Source organism: Mesorhizobium calcicola (assembly GCF_042682105.1).
In the GTDB taxonomy this organism is placed as follows: Bacteria; Pseudomonadota; Alphaproteobacteria; order Rhizobiales; family Rhizobiaceae; genus Mesorhizobium; species Mesorhizobium calcicola.
In genome coordinates this window covers 47,996-64,837 of sequence record NZ_JBHUGY010000027.1, presented here as the reverse complement: position 1 = coordinate 64,837, position 16,842 = coordinate 47,996, and the positions used below count along the sequence as shown (strand labels likewise).

Sequence of the window (16,842 nt, the reverse complement as noted above, 5' to 3'; positions counted from 1 at the left end):
CGCTATTGCGAAACTATTGCGAAGCGGTTTCGGCCATTCAACGGTTACCCGGATCATCGCCAAGCGTTTCGCCAAAAATGAACGGCGCTTAGCCAACGGCCGAGAAGCTAAAGGAAATTATCGGCGGGAAGGTTCGCAAGCGCGCCTCCACAAGAGCCCAGAGACGTAAGAGCTATCTTGAGATTTTCGAGGCGGCGGTTCCCGACCCGGCGGATATTGGCTTGGCAGGTGAGTGAGGCCCGAACCGTCACTGCAGTCGGGTTTCCTAGGATAGACAAGGTCACGGTTGCCCATGTTCCAACCAGTTTTCGAGTGCCAGTCCAGGCACGAGGGAAAACTCGCGCTCATTGTCTGCGACCGGCGTGGCGTCGATCGCCAACGCTTGCGCGGCAATCCATGTATCGTTGGCCCCAATTGGCGTTCCTTGAAGCTCCAGAAATGCTCGAATCTTTGCATAATGCCGCGTTGTGTCGTGCTCGACCCCGACTAACGGGAGCCGTTGAGCCAGAGCGGCCAGGCGAGCGCGGTTGCGGTCGCCATAAGCGCTTTTCTCCGCCCCGAATTGCAATTCGCCGAGCACGATAGCCGATAGCCGCATGGCGCTCAGTTGTTCGGATTCCAGCCGTCTTCGTACCTCGGGTCGGCCTTTCAGGGCAGCGATCAGAATATTCGTGTCAAGAAGGTAGAGCGACGGCACGATCTAATCGTCCAACGCGATTACATCTTCAGCCGGCTCATCCTCTGGCGCGATCAGATCAATTTCATCGGCATCGGCCCAGAAATCACGAAAGGCGTCGGCTGCAACGCGGGGATGATCGGGAACAAGGCGCGCGATCACCTTGCCATGCCTGGTGACGGCAATTTCTTCGCCAGCTTCGACTTCCGCCAGCAAAGCCGAGAAGCGCGATTTCGCCTCCACTACGGTGATGTTTTTCATTGGCGTCTCCAAAATGACCATGTGGCCAGAATATATGTGGAAGGGCACGTTCCGTCAAACGAACCCTGCGTGAGTTGTGCCCAGGACGTCACCTCACAGCCCATATCATAACTTGTATGGTGCACCATGACTCAACGTAACGTAAAGTAAAGTTGCACAATATCTGTTCCAAAGATAGATTACGTGACTTTCGCCGGTCAAATTTAATGTTTCTCAATATTGCAAAGTGCTTACCTCTCTCTGCAAGTCTTATTGACAGCGAGAGGTAACCGACGGTGTTGCCGCAGTAACGACTGCTCCGGTCTGTGCCCGAAAAAGTCGCATAATTGGCAGTCCGGGACTGCTTGCCTATCAGGTAACGCCAGCTCGTCTTACCTGGATTACCAAAAGCGGGCGGACCAATTGTCAAAGCCTGCTTTCGCCATCGCAGGCAATGATTGCCCCGGTTCGTCTGGCTGCCGTCTATGACGACACGATCAGGTCGGCCGTGATGCTGCCAACGCTTTGCGGATGAAGCGCCTTGCGGCCAACAGTCACGGTTCTCGCTGAAGAAGAACTCGACCGTGTCGCCGACACTGTCGATGGCGCGGCACGGCGGTGTGCCATACCAAGGCACCATGCGGGAGGGCTTACGCAGCATCGAGAAATCTCCTTTCGTGCAGCTCTCGCATGCGCTGGACCTGATCCGCCGAGGGCTGGATGCGCCAACCCGCGTGCTCATGCCCGACCCGTTCGACGAGGAATTCATCGACATCAGAAATGAACATCGCGTCCTCTTTCGTGACGAGGCCGCCGTGCCGGAAGCCCAACCATTCGACGCACAGCTCGTCGTTATCCGAGAGCGTCCTCGACCGATGCATGACGTTGTTCTTGCCGGGCATCGCGACCCCGCAATGCCGGGCGGCATGCCAAGCTGCCCGCCACGGCGACGTCGTTTGCAAAAGCAGCTTTAGTCCCGCCCCGAAGACGACCCACATGTGCTCGGCGCGCGGAAGGAAAGCGGGGAAGCCGAGCTCCCTGAGTTCGGCCTCGATATCGGTTGCGAAATCCCGCAGCCTGTCGAGTTTGTCGGGCGGGATGACTCGAGAACCGCGCGTCTCCGGTTTGAAGCCGTATTGATAAGACGTCTGCCTCGCGACGCCGATCTCGCAGGCTATGCGATGCGAATCCCAACCTGCGCGTTTCAGGATGTCGCGGACTGCAACGTAGTGATCCCGGATTTCCTGATGCGATGCGGTTCTCATGATGCCCTCGCTTCCGATTGGGCACCGCCGCCTGCGAAGGCTGCCCAATCCCAGTCAGGCAGCGTCCGCGTGTAGCAGATGATCGACGCGGCATGCCGCGAGCTGGACCCAGCTTCCATGAACTCTGTCCGGGAGGCCGACAAGGCGAGGGCAGCATACCTGAAGAGCGGTCACCCGGATGACTGTGCTTCGAGGGATGGAGCGTGCCATCTCGCATGCGCTGGACGCGGGGTTGAGCTGCCGTTGGGTCTGCATCGCAATATCAGCGGCGTAGTGTGTGCGGTTCTCATTAGAGCATCCGTTCTTGGTTAGCGGCCAATTCCTCGGCCGCGGCCACTCTCGCCATCTCGCGTTCGTCCGAGTTGATGTACGTCCAGACCCAGTTGTTCCTGAGCCACTGCTGGAGCTTGCCGCGTATCGCGTCGGCTTCGTCGAGAGGCAGGCCCAGGCGCGTGACGAGGACGTTCTCCTCGCGCTTGCTGACCAAGTCTCCGTCGTCGTCGAGCCACTCCAGGTACGCGCCAGGGCGGCCGGGCAGGTCGAACAGGAGCGCCCAGCGGCCGTTGTCCGCTTCGTCGCGCCCCCAGCGGATGTTAGCGACGTCCACCTGCACGGGCCTGCAGCCATTGATGAAATCCCAGGGGTCGTTTTCGTCGAGCCACTTTCCCAAGCGGCCCCCGACGTCGAGGGATTCCCCTAAGGTTAGGTCCGCGAAGCCGTCACCCGTTCCGGAGAGCCTGCCGGATTCAGGGCTGAACTCGAGGTGGCGAAAGCCGCCGTCAAGGCCGGCGCCCGCGAGCCTGAACCGCAGCGCGGGCTTGCCCCCGCTGGCGTAGAAGCCAACGTCCGTCATCGTGAAGTTTGCCATTTTATTTCCTGCGATGTCGGAGCCGCCCAGTGCGTCCCTAACAACAAAAGGATTGTGTGTAATGAGGCTCATAACAAGCCCGTTTTCAAATTTATTTTACAAGTTGCAAAGTGCAACTTTCAGGCTTTTGCTGGCCTTCATAAATAAATTTAGCTTCAAAAATTTGCATGTCTCTTGCCGACAAATCTGGGAGGATTGCCACACGCCGATCATTTTAGGAGTTCCTCATATGAAATCTGTCATCCGTCTGGCACTGGAGGCCGTCCGGGCGATCCTGCGCGCGGTCCTCGCGCTGGTCGCCTCGATCTGCAGATTGCTCGGCGTCGGGCCGCCCTCAATGCCGCAGCTGCCCCAGCCGTCGACAACCCCGGAGGACGTCCGCCAGGAATACAGGGACGGGTACACGCGAGAGGTCGCGAACGATCACGCGCTCGCATCAGATGTCGGGATGTCGGTTCATCAGTATGCGGCAGCCCTCGATCCGGCGATCCGCGGCGCGGTCGACATCTCCGGCCTGACGGCCGAGCAGACAGACTGGCTGCTGGGATTGCACGAGGAGGACTTGCAGCGCCTCGTCACCGCAGGACCGAAAGCGTGCGAACTGGCGGTGACCGGGCGAAAGTGCGGCGTCGTCGGCCTACCGATCCCGCCGGCGGCTTCTCAGATCGAAGAACCGATGCCCGTCAGGGACCCGGCGCGCGACATGTTAATGACTCGAATCCGAGACGCTCACGCCGCTCGCACGCAGTTGCTCGCGTAGCGCGTTCCAGGCTTCTTCCCGTTTCCGCAGCTCATGCTCGCGCATCCGAGCGCGGGCTGCGGCCATCGACTGTCCATTGCGGAGCGCGCGATAGTCGCGCAGCGCGCGCTCCGCTTCCGGACACTCGTGCAGCAAGTCTCTGAATTCTTCGAACAGGGCGTCGACTTTCGCCTTCTTCATGCTGCCACCCGCTGGCGCTGACGGTGGATATATGCCTGCCGCTGTGCCAGCGCCGCGCGCAGCTTCGCGATCTCCGCGTTCGCCGCGGCGAGATCGCGGACGGCTTGCCTGGCGATCCGGCCGAGTGCCTCGGCGTTGCCGAATGCTGCGGACACGGCAGCGTCGTATGCTGCTTGCTCGCGCGCCTCGCGGTCCTGACGGGCGCGTTCCATCGCTTGGGCGTGCCCGGTATAGATGATGGCTCCGAGGCCCGCGCCGAGCGCAGTAGCCTGAAGGCCGACCGATGTTCCGATATCCATACCCTGACGTGCCATGCCTGCCTCCTGTGTTGAAGGCATGGTAGCTATAGGGATCTAGGAAAGATCTAAAGGTGCCGATCGAATTGAATCCGCCGGGCGGATTAGGTTTTTGCATGCCGCCGATTCTGCGTCGGCTAGTCCTGCGGGACGTACGTCGTCACAGACGTCAGGTTCTCCTCGATGGCGGAGTGCGAGGCGTCCAGACGGAGGCTTGTACGCACGGCCGAGCGGACGAGCATTCTGATCGAATCCACGGTCTGCTGGAACGCTGACGTCGGCGCGTAAACGGGTGCCTGCGGCTGTCAATTCGAGCGGAACATATAAGAAAACCGCGCATTCGCTATACTTGAAACGGCTTTGTCGCGCTCAGCGGGCAATCCTTGCAGCCGCAGTTCCTGCGGTGCTCGGCATGCTAATCCCTACGGCGACCAGACGCGAGCCGCACTTCGGGCACCGAAGACGTTGCGAGAGACGGCTCAACGGGAAGTCGCGGCCTCGCGTCCAGAGCATCGAAGACACGTCCAGCTGATATCGGTTGCCGCACTCGCGGATCGTCTTCAGGCCTTCACGATTGCCCCAGATGCACCGCGCCGTCAGCCTCACGTTATGGTTAAAGCATCTCCGAGGGTCTCGATCTCCATAGGAACGAGATAAGAACAAATTCCTCTTCCGGGTCAATGCCGTTCAATGGTCTCCACCGGAAACGGGCGTGAAGGCCTATCCGTCGGGACGGCGTGCATGTAACGTTCCTGCGGGGAACGGAGAGGTCATCATGGAAACGATGGAGCCGGAGTGGTCGTGCCGCCGAGCAGCGCGATACGGGGCCACTGGCTGGCCTTCTTCGCTCTCGTCGTTGTGGCATACGTCGTCACAGCAGCTTTCCACGAGGACTGGGCCTCTGCTTTCGGACTCGTGACCGTGCCGACCGTAGTCGGATACTTCATCGTCAGGAGGGTCAGCGGTCTCCGCAGCTTCGCTACTCGCTATGCCGCCTTCGCGATAACAACCAATGGGTCGCGCAGCTCGCGCGGGCTGAGGACAAGCAGTCGTTCTGCACTTGCCTCGCCGACAAAATGAAATGGCCAACCGCACGGACGGTCGCCGCGGCCTTTATTACGTTTCGCGAGCCGACGCCGATGCAAGACGATCCAGTGATGACTGCTGTCGCGACAGATGCATTTAAACAGTGTGCGGCCCTGTTGCCTCGTTCATGATTTCGCAGGCCAGTTGACGTCCGGATCATGGCGCCGCATTCCAGTCCTAGCCGCGTAGCTCAACCGGGATGGCACCCTGGGCAACCCGAGAGGGCCGAGAGAGAGCGCCGCTTCGTCGGAGGTGGCGGTTGGAATCCGCAGGCGGCTAGATCCCGGAATAGGGGTTGCCGGGAGGGCTGGCGCTCTCCCGGTCCCGTCAGATGATGTGTGTGCCGCACGCGGTGCGGCATCGAATGTTGCATCCGTCCATGCTGTCATCGGATATGCCGCACCACACAGGCCTAGCCGCGTGGATATGCGAGAAGGTTCTCCGAACGGGGACGGCGGCACGACCTGTCGGAAGCACGAGGCTAGTGTGCTTTCCGGCTTGCGGGGAAGGTCATGCCGCGCCTCCGGGGTGGCACTCCCGCCAACTTTGTTGACCGTCGTAGCTATACCTGAATCGACTCCTCGACGGTATGGAAACGGTATAAATGTATAGGAGACACCGATAGCGAGGGCGGCTTAGGTGTCACATCGACACCTAAGCCTATGATATCCTTGGAGAAATTTGGTAGCGGGAGAGGGACTTGAACCCCCGACCCCAGGATTATGATTCCCGTGCTCTAACCAACTGAGCTACCCCGCCAGGGCGGCGAAAGGCCCGAAATCCGCCTTAAATCGAAAGGCATGTCGGGGCGTTCGCCAAGGTCGCGCGGATATAAGGTTGGGAGGGTGAGCCTGTCAAGCTTCGAAGCAACCGGCGCGCCGGCTTATTGCCATTGTCGAAAAGCTTTGCCGCGCGGACATTTGGTTGCAGCCGGCGGGGTTGAGTTCGTGGGGGCACGTCGCTATGTCTCGGCCACGAGTTTTTAGAGTTGAAACAGATGAAACCGCGCATTGCAGTCCTCGGTTGCGGATACTGGGGCAGCAACCACATCCGCACCCTCAAGGCGCTCGGCGCGCTGCACGCGGTCTCCGACGCCAACCGTGCCCGCGCCGAAGGCTTTGCCAGCGAGCAGGACTGCCTGGCGATCGAGCCGGACCAGTTGTTCGTCCGTGACGATATCGACGCCATCGTCATGGCGTTGCCGCCGCAATTCCATGCCGATCTTGCCGTGCGCGCCGCCGAGGGCGGCAAGGACATACTGGTGGAAAAGCCGATCGCGCTGACGGTGGAGGATGCCGAGCGCGCTGTGAAGGCGGCCAAGGACAATGGCCGCGTCTTCATGGTCGGCCATGTCTTGCGTTTCCATCCCGCCTTCGAGACGCTGAAAGCGTTGATCGACAAGGGCGAACTCGGCGAAGTCCGCTACATCCATTCGCACCGGCTCGGCCTCGGCAAGTTCCACACCGAGAACGACGCGCTGTGGGACCTTGCGCCGCACGATCTGTCGATGATCCTGGCGATCACCGGCACCGAGCCGATCGAGGTGCGCGGGGAGGGCGCCGCCCTGCTCGACAATCTCAGCGACTTCGCGCATCTGCATATGCGCTTTCCCAACGGCCTGCGCAGCCATCTCTTCACCTCACGGCTCAATCCCTATCGCGAGCGGCGGCTGACCGTGGTCGGCACCAAGGCGATGGCGGTGTTCGACGATGTCGAGCCATGGGAACGCAAGCTTGCCGTATACCGCCACGCGGTGTGGCAGGACAGCGGCCAATGGGCCTTCACCACCAATGAGCCGTCCTATGTCGCGGTTGCCCAAGGCATGCCGCTGACGCGTGAGCTGGAGCATTTCATCCAGAGCATCGAGACGCGAGCCGAGCCGCGCACCAGCGGCGAGGAAGCGATCAGGGTGCTGCGTATCCTGACCGCCGGTACGGTCACGCACACCACGTCCAGTTCCTGAAAGACCGTTTGGAACTCTACGCCGGCGGCCACCGCCAGAGCGAATTTCGAAACCGTCTCCGAGAGGATAGCCTTTATTCGGCGGGAATCCGCGCCGGCCTGGCGGCAAGCCGGGTCAGCATGGCCTCGGCTTCGGCGCCACGCTCCGAACGCTCGATGAAGCCGCCGCCGAACACGCGCGCCTCGTTGCCGTCGTCGGAATAGAGGACGCAGGCCTGTCCGGGCGCGATGCCGGACTCGCCGTCGACCAGTTCCACCCATGTCACGCCATCGCGGTGATGCAGCACGGCCGGACGCGGCGGGCGCGTCGAGCGGACCTTGGCGAACAGCTCCAGGCCACCGGCGGGAACATCGGCCAGCGGCCCGTCACCCAACCAGTTCATGTTGCGCAGATAGATCTTGTGCGTCTCCAGCGCCTCGCGCGGCCCGACCACGACGCGGGCGCGGTCGGCGTCGAGATGGACCACGTAAAGCGGTTCGCCGGAAGCGATGCCGATGCCGCGGCGCTGGCCGATCGTGTAACGCAGGATGCCTTCGTGGCGGCCGAGCACGCGGCCATCGATGTGGACGATGTCGCCCGGATTGGCAGCAGTCGGCTTCAGTTTGGCGATGATGTCGGAATACTTGCCCTGCGGCACGAAGCAGATGTCCTGACTGTCCTGCTTGGCGGCAACCGTCAGCCCCATCTCCTCGGCGATGCCGCGAACCTGCGGCTTCGACAGGCCGCCGAGCGGGAAGCGCAGATAGTCGATCTGCGCCTGCGTGGTGGCGAACAGGAAATAACTCTGGTCGCGGTCGGCGTCGACCGGCCGGTAGAGCGCGCGGTGGGCGCCATTGGCGCCGGAGCGGATATAGTGGCCGGTGGCCAGCGCGTCGGCGCCAAGCTCCTTGGCGGTGGCCAGAAGATCGGCGAACTTCACCGTCTGATTGCAGGAAACGCACGGGATCGGCGTCTCGCCGGCAACGTAGCTTTCGGCGAAGGGATCGATGACCGCCTTGCGGAAGCGTTCCTCGTAGTCGAGCACATAATGGGGAATGCCAAGCGTCTCGGAGACGCGGCGGGCATCGTCGATGTCCTGCCCGGCGCAGCATGAGCCGGCCCGGTGCGTTGCCGCGCCATGGTCGTAGAGCTGCAAGGTGACGCCGACGACATCATAGCCTTCGCGCTTCAACAGGCCGGCGACGACGGACGAATCGACGCCGCCCGACATGGCGACGACGATGCGGGTGTTTTCGGGACGTCCGGGAAGATCGAGGCTGTTCATGGTTCTTTCGTTCTGCGCGGCGCCTGAATGCCAATGACGGGAATATAGGTCAAGCTTTCCGGCTGCGCCAGCTTGCAGGGCCGATCGGCAAGCAGGCACCGATCCGGCGAATGGAGAGATTTTTCCGCGCGTCGCCGGCGCTTCCAGGCCGATGTTTCAAATGCCGGCGAAAAGACTAACGCGGCGTTCATGATCCTTACCTAGTCATTAGGGTCTGCTTAGGCAATTTTTAAAGCTGTGGCGGTAACGTGGCGGGGATTGGGTCTTTGAGTTTTTTGTAGAGAGTACGATGACCGATCTGGTTAGACCGAGAGTCAAGTATGTTATCGGGCCTGACGGCAGCCCTCTTACGATTGCCGATCTGCCGCCGACAAATACACGTCGCTGGGTTATCCGGCGCAAGGCGGAAGTGGTTGCGGCGGTGCGCGGCGGGCTGTTGAGCCTTGAAGAGGCATGCCAGCGCTACAAGCTCACCACCGAGGAATTCCTGTCCTGGCAGGCGTCGATCGACGAATATGGCCTTGCCGGGCTGCGCACCACGCGCATCCAGCAATATCGGCATTAGAGCCGATCAGAACAAAGATCAAAGGGCGCGGCACTCCGCGCCCATTGTTTTTCGATTTTCGAGCGAGTCTTTTGGCTCAGGCCGTCAGCACCACTTTGCCGATCGGCCTGGTGGCTAGAAAGGCGTGAGCCGCACCTGCCTGCTCGAGCGGGAGGCTTTTCGCCACATGGACGGCGAGCTTTTTCGCATCGATCAGCCGGGCGAGTTCCAGCAGGCCTTCGCGATCGGGTACCACGGACATGCGCTCGACCCTTATGTCGCGCGCGCTGGCGTGCGCCCTGGTGGCGTCGTTCACGTTCAGCAAGGACACCAGCCCGCCGCCGTTCCTGACCACCCTTAGCGAACGATCGGCATGGTCGCCTCCAAAGGGATCCAGCACGAGATCGACGTCGCGAACCGTGTCGGCGAAATCGCCCTTGGTGTAGTCGAGAACCTCATCGGCGCCGAGCGAGCGGACGAAATCGAGCTTTTGCGGGCTGGCGGTGGCGATGACATAGGCGCCGCGCGCCTTGGCGATCTGCAGCGCCAGATGGCCGACGCCACCGGCTGCGGCATGGATCAGCACGCGCTGGCCCGATTGCAGTTCGCCATGGCGGACGAGACCCTGCCAGGCGGTGAGGCCGGCCAGCGGCAATGCGCCTGCCTGGATGTGGTCGGCGCGCTCCGGCTTCAGCGCGATTTCATCGGCAGGCACGGCCGTCAGCTCCGCGTAAGCCGCGGCCTGCTTGGGGAAGCGCGGCATGCCGAACACCTCGTCGCCGACCTTGAAGCCGGAGGCACCGGCGCCAAGCGCCTCGACGGTTCCCGAGATATCCCAGCCCAGGATGAAGGGCGGCTCGCCGAGCAGGGGATAGTAGCCGGCGCGGACGGCGCCATCGACCGGATTGATGCCGGCTGCCTTGACACGGACCAGCACCTCGCCGGCCTTTGGTGCGGGGTCGGGCTGATTGGCAATGACAAGGACGTCGGGTCCGCCGACGGAGTTCTGGATAACGGCACGCATGGGATATCTCCTGCTTGGTTGGCGCCACTATCATTTGGATAGTAATAATCTCTTGTCCAGTATGTACCTGCCTGATATATAGATACCTCATGGATAGTGATGACGATTCCCCTTTCGGCTATGATGCGTTCCGGCGGACATGCGCTTCGCATACCGTGCTCGAGATGCTGGCCAGCAAATGGGTCTATCTGGTGGTTTGCGCGCTGCGCAAAGGCCGGCTGCGCAATGGCGAGCTAGCCCGCAAGCTCGAAGGCATCACGCCGAAGATGCTGACGCAGACGCTGCGTGTGCTCGAGCGCGACGGTCTGGTGCGGCGCGAGATATTCCCGGTCATTCCGCCGCGTGTCGAATATGAATTGACCGAGCTCGGCCAGAACCTTGCAGGACTGCTCAACCAGATCAGGTCGTGGTCGGAACAGCATGCGTCGGACATCAAGGATGCCAGGGCGCGGTCAGCTGCCGCAAATGAAGGCGGTTTGGCCGCCTGATGCATGTCGCCCAAAAGTGGCCCCGGTTAAGGGAGCACGACATGCATAAAAACGAAGACCTGAAGCGCGTCGGCTGAATCCGTTCAAGCGCGATGCGCTTCAAGGCAGCTTTCGGTTGGCCTGGCCGAAACCTGGATGCTTGCGCATGCCCGAGGGACAGGCACCGACTGTCACCGACAGGCCGGATTTCAGCCGATCATGGCACTGCGACCGCCGACCTCGGATTCGCGAATCTTGGTGTCGCGTGATTCGAGCATTTCAGCCTTGGAAAGCTCCGCTTCAGCTTCGCCGAGTAATGATTCGGCAGTGCTTCGCTGCTGGGCGAGGTCGCTTTGCGAATTTCTGAGGTTGTCGCGACGCAAACGCGCTGCCTTGGCAAAGGTCGGATAGGCAAAATGGTTGATGTCGGTGATGCCGGCTTTCTTTTCCTCGGCGGTGATCTGAAGCTCCAGCTCGACGGCCATGCGTTCGAACTCGGCGATCATCATGTCGAGTTGCAGCAGCTGCCGCCGCTTCTCATTCACCTGAAACTGTTTCAGCCGAACGAGGTTTTCACGTGACTTCATGATTCGGTACTCCCGGAAACGCACACCCGCACATATCGTCCAAACCACCTGGAAAGGCCCAGGCATCACCCGTGTCCACCGCCTTTCCCCGAACTATGGGAAACAAAACCCTAAAGTTTTTTGCCGGCGGTAACCATTCGTTTACGGGCATTGTTAATCATACGGCTCAGGACTTAAGGCCGGGTAAAAATTCCGGCCGCCGATGCGGGAGCCGCGTCAATGAGTCCCTGGAGTCACTTAGTCCAGGTTGTTAATGTGTTGCATTAGGAATTTGGTTCTGTGATTCGTTATTAGATTCAAGAGGGTGTAGAAAGAGGTTAAAAAATCTGGTACCGTGATGGACGGGAAATTAGATTTTGTTAACCATTTGATGGCAGCCTCTGCACAAGGCAACCACTGCTCCGGGTCCGGACGGGTCGTGAAATGGTCCGGCAGCAGAAAAGGGGAATGAAATGCGTGTTCTGCTGATAGAAGATGACAGTGCAACCGCACAAAGCATCGAACTGATGCTGAAATCGGAAAGTTTCAATGTCTACACGACCGACCTCGGCGAAGAGGGTGTCGATCTAGGCAAGCTCTACGACTACGATATCATCCTTCTTGACCTCAATCTGCCCGACATGTCGGGGTATGAAGTCTTGAGAACGCTTCGCCTGTCCAAGGTGAAGACGCCAATCCTCATCCTCTCCGGCATGGCCGGTATCGAGGACAAGGTGCGCGGCCTCGGCTTCGGCGCCGACGACTACATGACCAAGCCATTCCACAAGGATGAGCTGGTCGCCCGCATCCATGCCATTGTGCGGCGCTCCAAGGGCCATGCCCAGTCGGTCATCACCACGGGCGACCTGGTGGTCAACCTCGATGCCAAGACCGTCGAAGTCGGCGGCCAGCGCGTGCACCTCACCGGCAAGGAATATCAGATGCTGGAGCTGCTCTCGCTGCGCAAGGGCACCACGCTGACCAAGGAAATGTTCCTCAACCACCTCTATGGCGGCATGGACGAGCCCGAGCTGAAGATCATCGACGTCTTCATCTGCAAGCTGCGCAAGAAGCTCGACGCGGCATCCGGCGGCCAGAATTACATCGAGACGGTCTGGGGTCGCGGCTATGTGCTGCGCGAACCGGAAGACATCCGCGTCAGCGCCTAGGGCGGCGAGTCGCTTCAAACTTTTCTTCGACAAAAAACCCGGCTCCGGCCGGGTTTTTGCGTGATGGGCTGATAGCTATTTATTTGACGCGATTTTGGACGGAAAACCGTCGCGCACTTTTTCTGGAACTGCTCCAGGCCGCCGAATCAGGCGGCGATCTTCAAGGCGCGAAAACGCTCGAGCAGTTGCGGCCGGTTGAATGGCTTCAAGAGATAGCCCTGGGCGCCGGCGCGCTTGGCCCGCATGATCGAAGCGATATCGAGCTCGACCAGCGAAATCAGGATCTGCGGCTTTGTCGGGCTCTCCATGGCGCGCACGCGACGGATGAGATCGACCGCCGCGACGTCAGGCAAGGCACCGTCGACGACGATGATGTCGGGCATGTCGGCGGCGCACATCTCCAGCGCGTCAAGTCCGCTGGCTGCCTCGATGACAATCATATCGGAGCCGCCCAGGATGCGTTTTGCAACCTTCCTGATGACGCTTGAATCGTCGACGAACATGCAGCGTTTCATTTCCGGGTCCTTTTGCCTTTTGGCAATCCGGTAGCGTCGGAGTATCCGAAAGGCACCATAAGCCGATCTGGTAAAGAAGCCGAAAAGCCATTAGGTAAAATTTTTGCTAAAGATGCCATTGGCGGGCTGTTCTTCGCAATGCTTCGGCGCAACCAGCTCGGTGAAGCTCATCCCACCTCGATCGAAGCGCCGCCACCGGTATTGCGGATTGAAATACTTCGCTTCTCTAGGGAATTGTCGTGAATTTCAGGCCGCTGAAAGCACGATTTCTTCCGGCGTCGCGTGAATAGATATCGTCATGTTGGCTTCGCGCGCCAGAAGCAGCGTGTAATAGGGTTGCACGGAATGCGCGTCGATCGGTTCCTCCGGCTTGTGGCCGGAATGCAGTTCGAGGAATTTCGGCGGAACGCGCAGCATCGGGCCGCTCGCGGCAAGCGCGAAACGCGGCTCGGTTTCGAGGTTTTCCAGCGTCACGGAAAGCTTGCCGCCGCGCGGAATGGCGGCGTTGGCGACGAGGAGCAGGTTGAGCAGCAGCTTGACCTTGTTCTTGGGCAGCAGCGCGCGGGTCCCGTTCCAGGTCAGTTCCGGCTTCTCGTTCTTGAGGAAGGCGATGGCGACGGCTTCGGCATCGCCGGTATCGATCAGCATGCCGGCCGAGCCGGCGGCGCCGAAAGCGATGCGGGCAAACTGCAGACGGGCCGAGGCGTTGCGGGCGCTCTGGCGGATCAGCTTCATAGCGTCCTCGTCGGCGCCGCCTTCGTCGAGCAGTTCGAGCCCGTTGTTGATCGCGCCGACCGGCGAAATGATGTCGTGGCAGACCCGGCTGCACAAAAGTGCCGCGAGATCGGGTGCGGAAAGGGTGAACAGATCGGCCATCGGCAAAAATCCCTGCAAAATTTCATAACCCATGGCCGAGCGACGATCGTCGCCTGCCCGCACGAATCACGCTCTCCCTCGGGCTCTCTGAATACACAGCGCCCGTGCGTGCAGCAACAAATCCAAATTGTGGTATGGCAAATGGCGTGTTCACACAGGCCGCCGACCCCACCCAAGCGACCCCAAACAGCCTTTGAACCGCCATGTTCATGTGGGAGCTTAATGGTTGAAAAAGGATTACGGCATAGTTTGCCCGTAACAGTTACCCTTAACGGCCGGCTAAAAGAGCCGTACGGGGTGCGAGGCGTCGGCGAAAGTGCTCCCTGACGGAGATTGGAAGCATGTTTTCCCGATTCTACGACCGGAGTTTTTTCCGTGTCACTGACCGGACTTTTGTCCGTGTCGTATCAATGGCGATCGCGCTCATGGGCGTTCTCGTCTTCTCGACGTCGGCCCTGCGGGCCCAGGAATATACCGCTCAGGAGATCGTCGATTCCGGTCACAAGTTCTTCGGCGCGACATCGGGCGGGCTCGCCACGGTCGTCGAGAAGATTTTTGCCTCCTACGGCCTGCCCAACGGCTATCTGCTGGGCGAAGAGGGCTCGGGCGCGCTGATCGGCGGCCTGACCTATGGCGAAGGCACGCTCTACACCAAGAACGCCGGCGATCACAAAGTGTTCTGGCAAGGCCCGTCGCTCGGCTGGGATTTCGGCGGCGAGGGGTCGCGGGTGATGATGCTGGTCTACAATCTTGACGATGTGAGCAACCTCTATAACCGCTATGGCGGCGTCGCTGGTTCGGCCTATGTGGTGGCGGGCCTCGGCTTCAACGTGCTGAAGAACAACAATGTGCTTTTGGTGCCGATCCGCACCGGCGTCGGTGCCCGGCTCGGCGTCAATCTCGGCTATCTGAAGCTTACCGAACGCGCCACGTGGAATCCGTTCTGAGCTAAACCCGCTCCGTTGCGGCAAACGCTTGCCGCAACGCTGGATTTCCGCCATGCCAACGTGGCACAATCAAAAGCGCTCCACGCGCTTTTGGCTTTATCTTGTTGCATGTCGTTGTCCCAAAACCGGCTCCCATTTTTGGGCGACATGCATTAGTTTGGCGGTTGCCGTCCACAACGGGTAGTCACTTGGTTCAGTCGGTCCTGTTCTTCGTCCTCGGCTTTCTCTGTGCCGGCTTTCTGGCGCTTATGGTTGCTCCGGCCATATGGCGCCGTGCCGTCGCTCTGACGCGCAAACGCATCGAAGCCTCGATACCTCTGACGCAAACCGAGATCCTGGCGGACAAGGATCGCATCCGCGCCGAGTATGCCATGTCGACGCGTCGCCTCGAAATCAGCGTCAATGCGCTGCGCGAGAAGGCGGCCGAACAACTCGTCGAGATCGGTCGCGGCCACGAAGCTCTCAAGGGTCTGGCGGTCGAGCGAATGGAGAAGAACCAGGTGCTGAGCGAACTGGGCGCCAAGAGCGACATGCTGCGGCAGCGCGAGGAGGAGTTGCACGGTCTGTCGGACCGGCTCAAGGAAACCGAACGCAAGCTGGAGAAGCGCGCGCTCGAGCTCGAAAAGCTGGGGCTCATGTATGACGACGCCAGCTTCTCCTCCAGCAGCCGACAGATCGAACTCGTGGCGCGCGAATCCGAGCTGCAGAAACTCGCCAGCGACATTGCGCTGCTGCGCGGCCAGCGCAAGGAGGCGGACAGGCGCGGCCAGGAGATCGCGGCCGAAAGCAAGGCCGCGCGCGACGCCCTGAAGGCCGAGAAGAAAAAGACCGTCGAGCTCGACAAGAAGGTCGAACGGCTGCTGGCGACACTTGCCGATCGCGAGGACAAGCTCGACCGTCGCGAGAAGGAACTGGCGCGGCTGCGCGAAAAGTCGAAAGCCGAGGATGGCATGCCAGCCTTGCGGCTGGTCGGCAACGTCGCGAAGAGCGATGACGTCGACAAGGCAATTGCCAAGCTCGACAGCGACCGTGAGCGGCTCGAGGCGAGGCTGACGGCGCTGGCGCGCGAGAACCAGCGGCTGAAGGCGGATCTCAGCGCGATGGCCGCGTCGAATCCCGCGGACAGCAGCTCCGCCTTGCGCGAGCAGATGAACGAACTGGCGGCGGAGGTCGTCCACCTGACGGCCAAGCTCGAGGGGCCCGATTCGCCGATCGCCAAGGCATTGGCGGCACCGTCAGATGCACGCTCCGGCAACGGTGACCGCAGCCTCGCGGATCGGGTACGAGCGCTGCAGAAGGCTGACGCGACGAGCTGAAATCAGTTCCTGTTCGCCGAGAAATGGTGCAGCGCGATGGCTGATGCCGCGGCGACGTTCAGGCTGTCGAAGCCTTCCGACATGGAGATCCGCACGGTGTGCAGGCGTGCGAGCAGGCTGTCTGGCAAGCCTTCGCCCTCGGTGCCGAGATAGAGCGCCAAACGCTCGCTCCGCCGCGCATCGCGTATGTCGGTCTGCCCGCGCGGCGACAGCGCGAATTGTTCGAAGCTCCGTTGGGCGAGCATTGCCGTGAAGCCGGCGGTGTCGATGAATGACGCGAAAGGTATCTTGAGCGCGGCGCCGACGGAAACGCGGATCGCCTTGCGGTAAAGCGGATCGCAGCATGTCGCATCTATGAGTATCGCATCGGCGCCAAAGGCGGCGGCGTTGCGGAAGATCGAACCCATATTGTCATGGTTGGCGATGCCGACGAGCACCACGACCAGCGCCCGCGCCGGCAAGGCATCGAGCACGGCCTCGACCGGCCGCGGCGTCCCCTTGCGGCCTATGGCCAGGATGCCGCGATGCATATGAAACCCGGCGATTGCGTCCATCACCGCGCCGGTGGCGACATAGACCGGGAGGTCCGCCGGCGCCTTGCGCAGGATACCCTCGAGGCCGGCCAGCCGGTTTTCCAGGACCAGCACCGATTCGGCGCCAAAATGCCCAGCCGAGAGCAGCAGGTCGAGCACCACCTTGCCTTCGGCAATGAAGCGGCCTTGCCGGCCGGCGAGGTCACGCTCGCGGATATCGAGATAGGCGGCAACGCGCGGGTCTTGCGGGTCGTCGATACGAATCGGATCCATGCATTCCTCGCGGC

20 protein-coding genes, 1 tRNA gene and 1 pseudogene are annotated in these 16,842 nt (G+C 61.0%); 8 read left to right on the top strand and 14 right to left on the bottom strand.

Annotation, left to right across the window (positions count from 1 at the left end; all coding sequences use genetic code 11):
• Nucleotides 1-280: 280 nt before the first annotated feature.
• The 5 genes and pseudogenes from ACFSQT_RS17115 to ACFSQT_RS17095 all read right to left on the bottom strand — a co-directional run bounded on the left by ACFSQT_RS17115 (nt 281) and on the right by ACFSQT_RS17095 (nt 3,049).
• A complete protein-coding gene (locus ACFSQT_RS17115) occupies nt 281-697 on the bottom strand; it encodes a PIN domain-containing protein (RefSeq protein ID WP_379020580.1) in 417 nt (138 codons plus the stop codon).
• Nucleotides 698-700: 3 nt separating this feature from the next.
• Nucleotides 701-937 (bottom strand): type II toxin-antitoxin system Phd/YefM family antitoxin, encoded by a 237-nt coding sequence (locus tag ACFSQT_RS17110; protein ID WP_172235090.1) that lies wholly within the window; start codon nt 935-937, stop codon nt 701-703.
• Nucleotides 938-1,345: 408 nt separating this feature from the next.
• Nucleotides 1,346-1,526, bottom strand: a pseudogene (locus tag ACFSQT_RS17105) (DDE-type integrase/transposase/recombinase); the annotation flags it as partial.
• Between the two features lie 40 nt (nt 1,527-1,566).
• Nucleotides 1,567-2,181 (bottom strand): hypothetical protein, encoded by a 615-nt coding sequence (locus ACFSQT_RS17100; RefSeq protein ID WP_379020578.1) that lies wholly within the window; start codon nt 2,179-2,181, stop codon nt 1,567-1,569.
• Nucleotides 2,182-2,470: 289 nt separating this feature from the next.
• The gene (locus ACFSQT_RS17095) at nt 2,471-3,049 is read right to left on the bottom strand and encodes a hypothetical protein (protein ID WP_379020576.1); all 579 of its coding nucleotides are present in this window, start codon (nt 3,047-3,049) and stop codon (nt 2,471-2,473) included.
• 61 nt (nt 3,050-3,110) lie between these two features.
• Between ACFSQT_RS17095 and ACFSQT_RS17090 the strand changes: the two genes are divergently transcribed.
• Complete coding sequence (locus ACFSQT_RS17090) at nt 3,111-3,809, top strand: hypothetical protein (RefSeq protein WP_379020574.1); 699 nt, start codon at nt 3,111-3,113, stop codon at nt 3,807-3,809.
• Here ACFSQT_RS17090 and ACFSQT_RS17085 read toward each other — a convergent pair.
• The 3 genes from ACFSQT_RS17085 to ACFSQT_RS17075 all read right to left on the bottom strand — a co-directional run bounded on the left by ACFSQT_RS17085 (nt 3,756) and on the right by ACFSQT_RS17075 (nt 6,130).
• Nucleotides 3,756-3,989: a hypothetical protein gene (locus tag ACFSQT_RS17085; protein WP_379020572.1), complete on the bottom strand. Its 234-nt coding sequence runs from the start codon at nt 3,987-3,989 to the stop codon at nt 3,756-3,758. The two genes, ACFSQT_RS17090 and ACFSQT_RS17085, sit on opposite strands and share 54 nt — an antisense overlap.
• On the bottom strand, nt 3,986-4,303 hold the full coding sequence (locus tag ACFSQT_RS17080; RefSeq protein ID WP_379020570.1) for a hypothetical protein: 318 nt from the start codon (nt 4,301-4,303) through the stop codon (nt 3,986-3,988). Before ACFSQT_RS17080 ends, ACFSQT_RS17085 begins: the two co-directional genes overlap by 4 nt.
• Nucleotides 4,304-6,053: 1,750 nt before the next feature.
• A tRNA-Met gene (locus tag ACFSQT_RS17075) sits at nt 6,054-6,130 on the bottom strand.
• A 238-nt stretch (nt 6,131-6,368) separates the two neighbouring features.
• On the opposite strand from ACFSQT_RS17075, the gene ACFSQT_RS17070 reads away from it, so the two are divergent.
• On the top strand, nt 6,369-7,334 hold the full coding sequence (locus ACFSQT_RS17070; protein WP_379020568.1) for a Gfo/Idh/MocA family protein: 966 nt from the start codon (nt 6,369-6,371) through the stop codon (nt 7,332-7,334).
• A 73-nt stretch (nt 7,335-7,407) separates the two neighbouring features.
• On the opposite strand, the gene mnmA is transcribed toward ACFSQT_RS17070, so the two are convergent.
• The gene (gene mnmA, locus ACFSQT_RS17065; RefSeq protein WP_379020566.1) at nt 7,408-8,598 is read right to left on the bottom strand and encodes a tRNA 2-thiouridine(34) synthase MnmA; all 1,191 of its coding nucleotides are present in this window, start codon (nt 8,596-8,598) and stop codon (nt 7,408-7,410) included.
• 289 nt (nt 8,599-8,887) lie between these two features.
• On the opposite strand from mnmA, the gene sciP reads away from it, so the two are divergent.
• Nucleotides 8,888-9,163: a CtrA inhibitor SciP gene (sciP, locus tag ACFSQT_RS17060; RefSeq protein WP_006203587.1), complete on the top strand. Its 276-nt coding sequence runs from the start codon at nt 8,888-8,890 to the stop codon at nt 9,161-9,163.
• A 76-nt stretch (nt 9,164-9,239) separates the two neighbouring features.
• On the opposite strand, the gene ACFSQT_RS17055 is transcribed toward sciP, so the two are convergent.
• Nucleotides 9,240-10,166 carry an NADP-dependent oxidoreductase gene (locus ACFSQT_RS17055; RefSeq protein WP_379020563.1) on the bottom strand — a complete coding sequence of 309 codons (927 nt, stop codon included), beginning with the start codon at nt 10,164-10,166 and terminating at the stop codon, nt 9,240-9,242.
• A gap of 89 nt (nt 10,167-10,255) precedes the next feature.
• Between ACFSQT_RS17055 and ACFSQT_RS17050 the strand changes: the two genes are divergently transcribed.
• Nucleotides 10,256-10,654 carry a winged helix-turn-helix transcriptional regulator gene (locus ACFSQT_RS17050; protein ID WP_379020561.1) on the top strand — a complete coding sequence of 133 codons (399 nt, stop codon included), beginning with the start codon at nt 10,256-10,258 and terminating at the stop codon, nt 10,652-10,654.
• Nucleotides 10,655-10,842: 188 nt separating this feature from the next.
• On the opposite strand, the gene ACFSQT_RS17045 is transcribed toward ACFSQT_RS17050, so the two are convergent.
• The gene (locus ACFSQT_RS17045; RefSeq protein ID WP_111542795.1) at nt 10,843-11,220 is read right to left on the bottom strand and encodes a flagellar export protein FliJ; all 378 of its coding nucleotides are present in this window, start codon (nt 11,218-11,220) and stop codon (nt 10,843-10,845) included.
• 452 nt (nt 11,221-11,672) lie between these two features.
• Here ACFSQT_RS17045 and ctrA point away from each other — a divergent pair, with 452 nt between their 5' ends.
• Nucleotides 11,673-12,368 (top strand): response regulator transcription factor CtrA, encoded by a 696-nt coding sequence (gene ctrA, locus ACFSQT_RS17040; RefSeq protein WP_006203583.1) that lies wholly within the window; start codon nt 11,673-11,675, stop codon nt 12,366-12,368.
• Between the two features lie 146 nt (nt 12,369-12,514).
• Here ctrA and ACFSQT_RS17035 read toward each other — a convergent pair whose 3' ends face one another.
• Nucleotides 12,515-12,883 (bottom strand): response regulator, encoded by a 369-nt coding sequence (locus tag ACFSQT_RS17035; protein WP_379020559.1) that lies wholly within the window; start codon nt 12,881-12,883, stop codon nt 12,515-12,517.
• A gap of 12 nt (nt 12,884-12,895) precedes the next feature.
• Here ACFSQT_RS17035 and ACFSQT_RS17030 point away from each other — a divergent pair, with 12 nt between their 5' ends.
• Nucleotides 12,896-13,126, top strand: coding sequence for a hypothetical protein (locus ACFSQT_RS17030; protein WP_379020557.1), 231 nt, complete (start codon nt 12,896-12,898; stop codon nt 13,124-13,126).
• A 3-nt stretch (nt 13,127-13,129) separates the two neighbouring features.
• Here ACFSQT_RS17030 and chpT read toward each other — a convergent pair whose 3' ends face one another.
• On the bottom strand, nt 13,130-13,759 hold the full coding sequence (gene chpT / locus ACFSQT_RS17025) for a histidine phosphotransferase ChpT (protein WP_379020555.1): 630 nt from the start codon (nt 13,757-13,759) through the stop codon (nt 13,130-13,132).
• A 410-nt stretch (nt 13,760-14,169) separates the two neighbouring features.
• Between chpT and ACFSQT_RS17020 the strand changes: the two genes are divergently transcribed.
• Nucleotides 14,170-14,706, top strand: a complete 537-nt coding sequence (locus ACFSQT_RS17020) for a DUF1134 domain-containing protein (protein WP_379020931.1) — start codon at nt 14,170-14,172, stop codon at nt 14,704-14,706.
• Nucleotides 14,707-14,894: 188 nt separating this feature from the next.
• Complete coding sequence (locus ACFSQT_RS17015) at nt 14,895-16,022, top strand: coiled-coil domain-containing protein (protein ID WP_379020553.1); 1,128 nt, start codon at nt 14,895-14,897, stop codon at nt 16,020-16,022.
• A 2-nt stretch (nt 16,023-16,024) separates the two neighbouring features.
• Here ACFSQT_RS17015 and ACFSQT_RS17010 read toward each other — a convergent pair whose 3' ends face one another.
• The gene (locus ACFSQT_RS17010; RefSeq protein ID WP_379020551.1) at nt 16,025-16,828 is read right to left on the bottom strand and encodes a TrmH family RNA methyltransferase; all 804 of its coding nucleotides are present in this window, start codon (nt 16,826-16,828) and stop codon (nt 16,025-16,027) included.
• Nucleotides 16,829-16,842 lie beyond the last annotated feature (14 nt).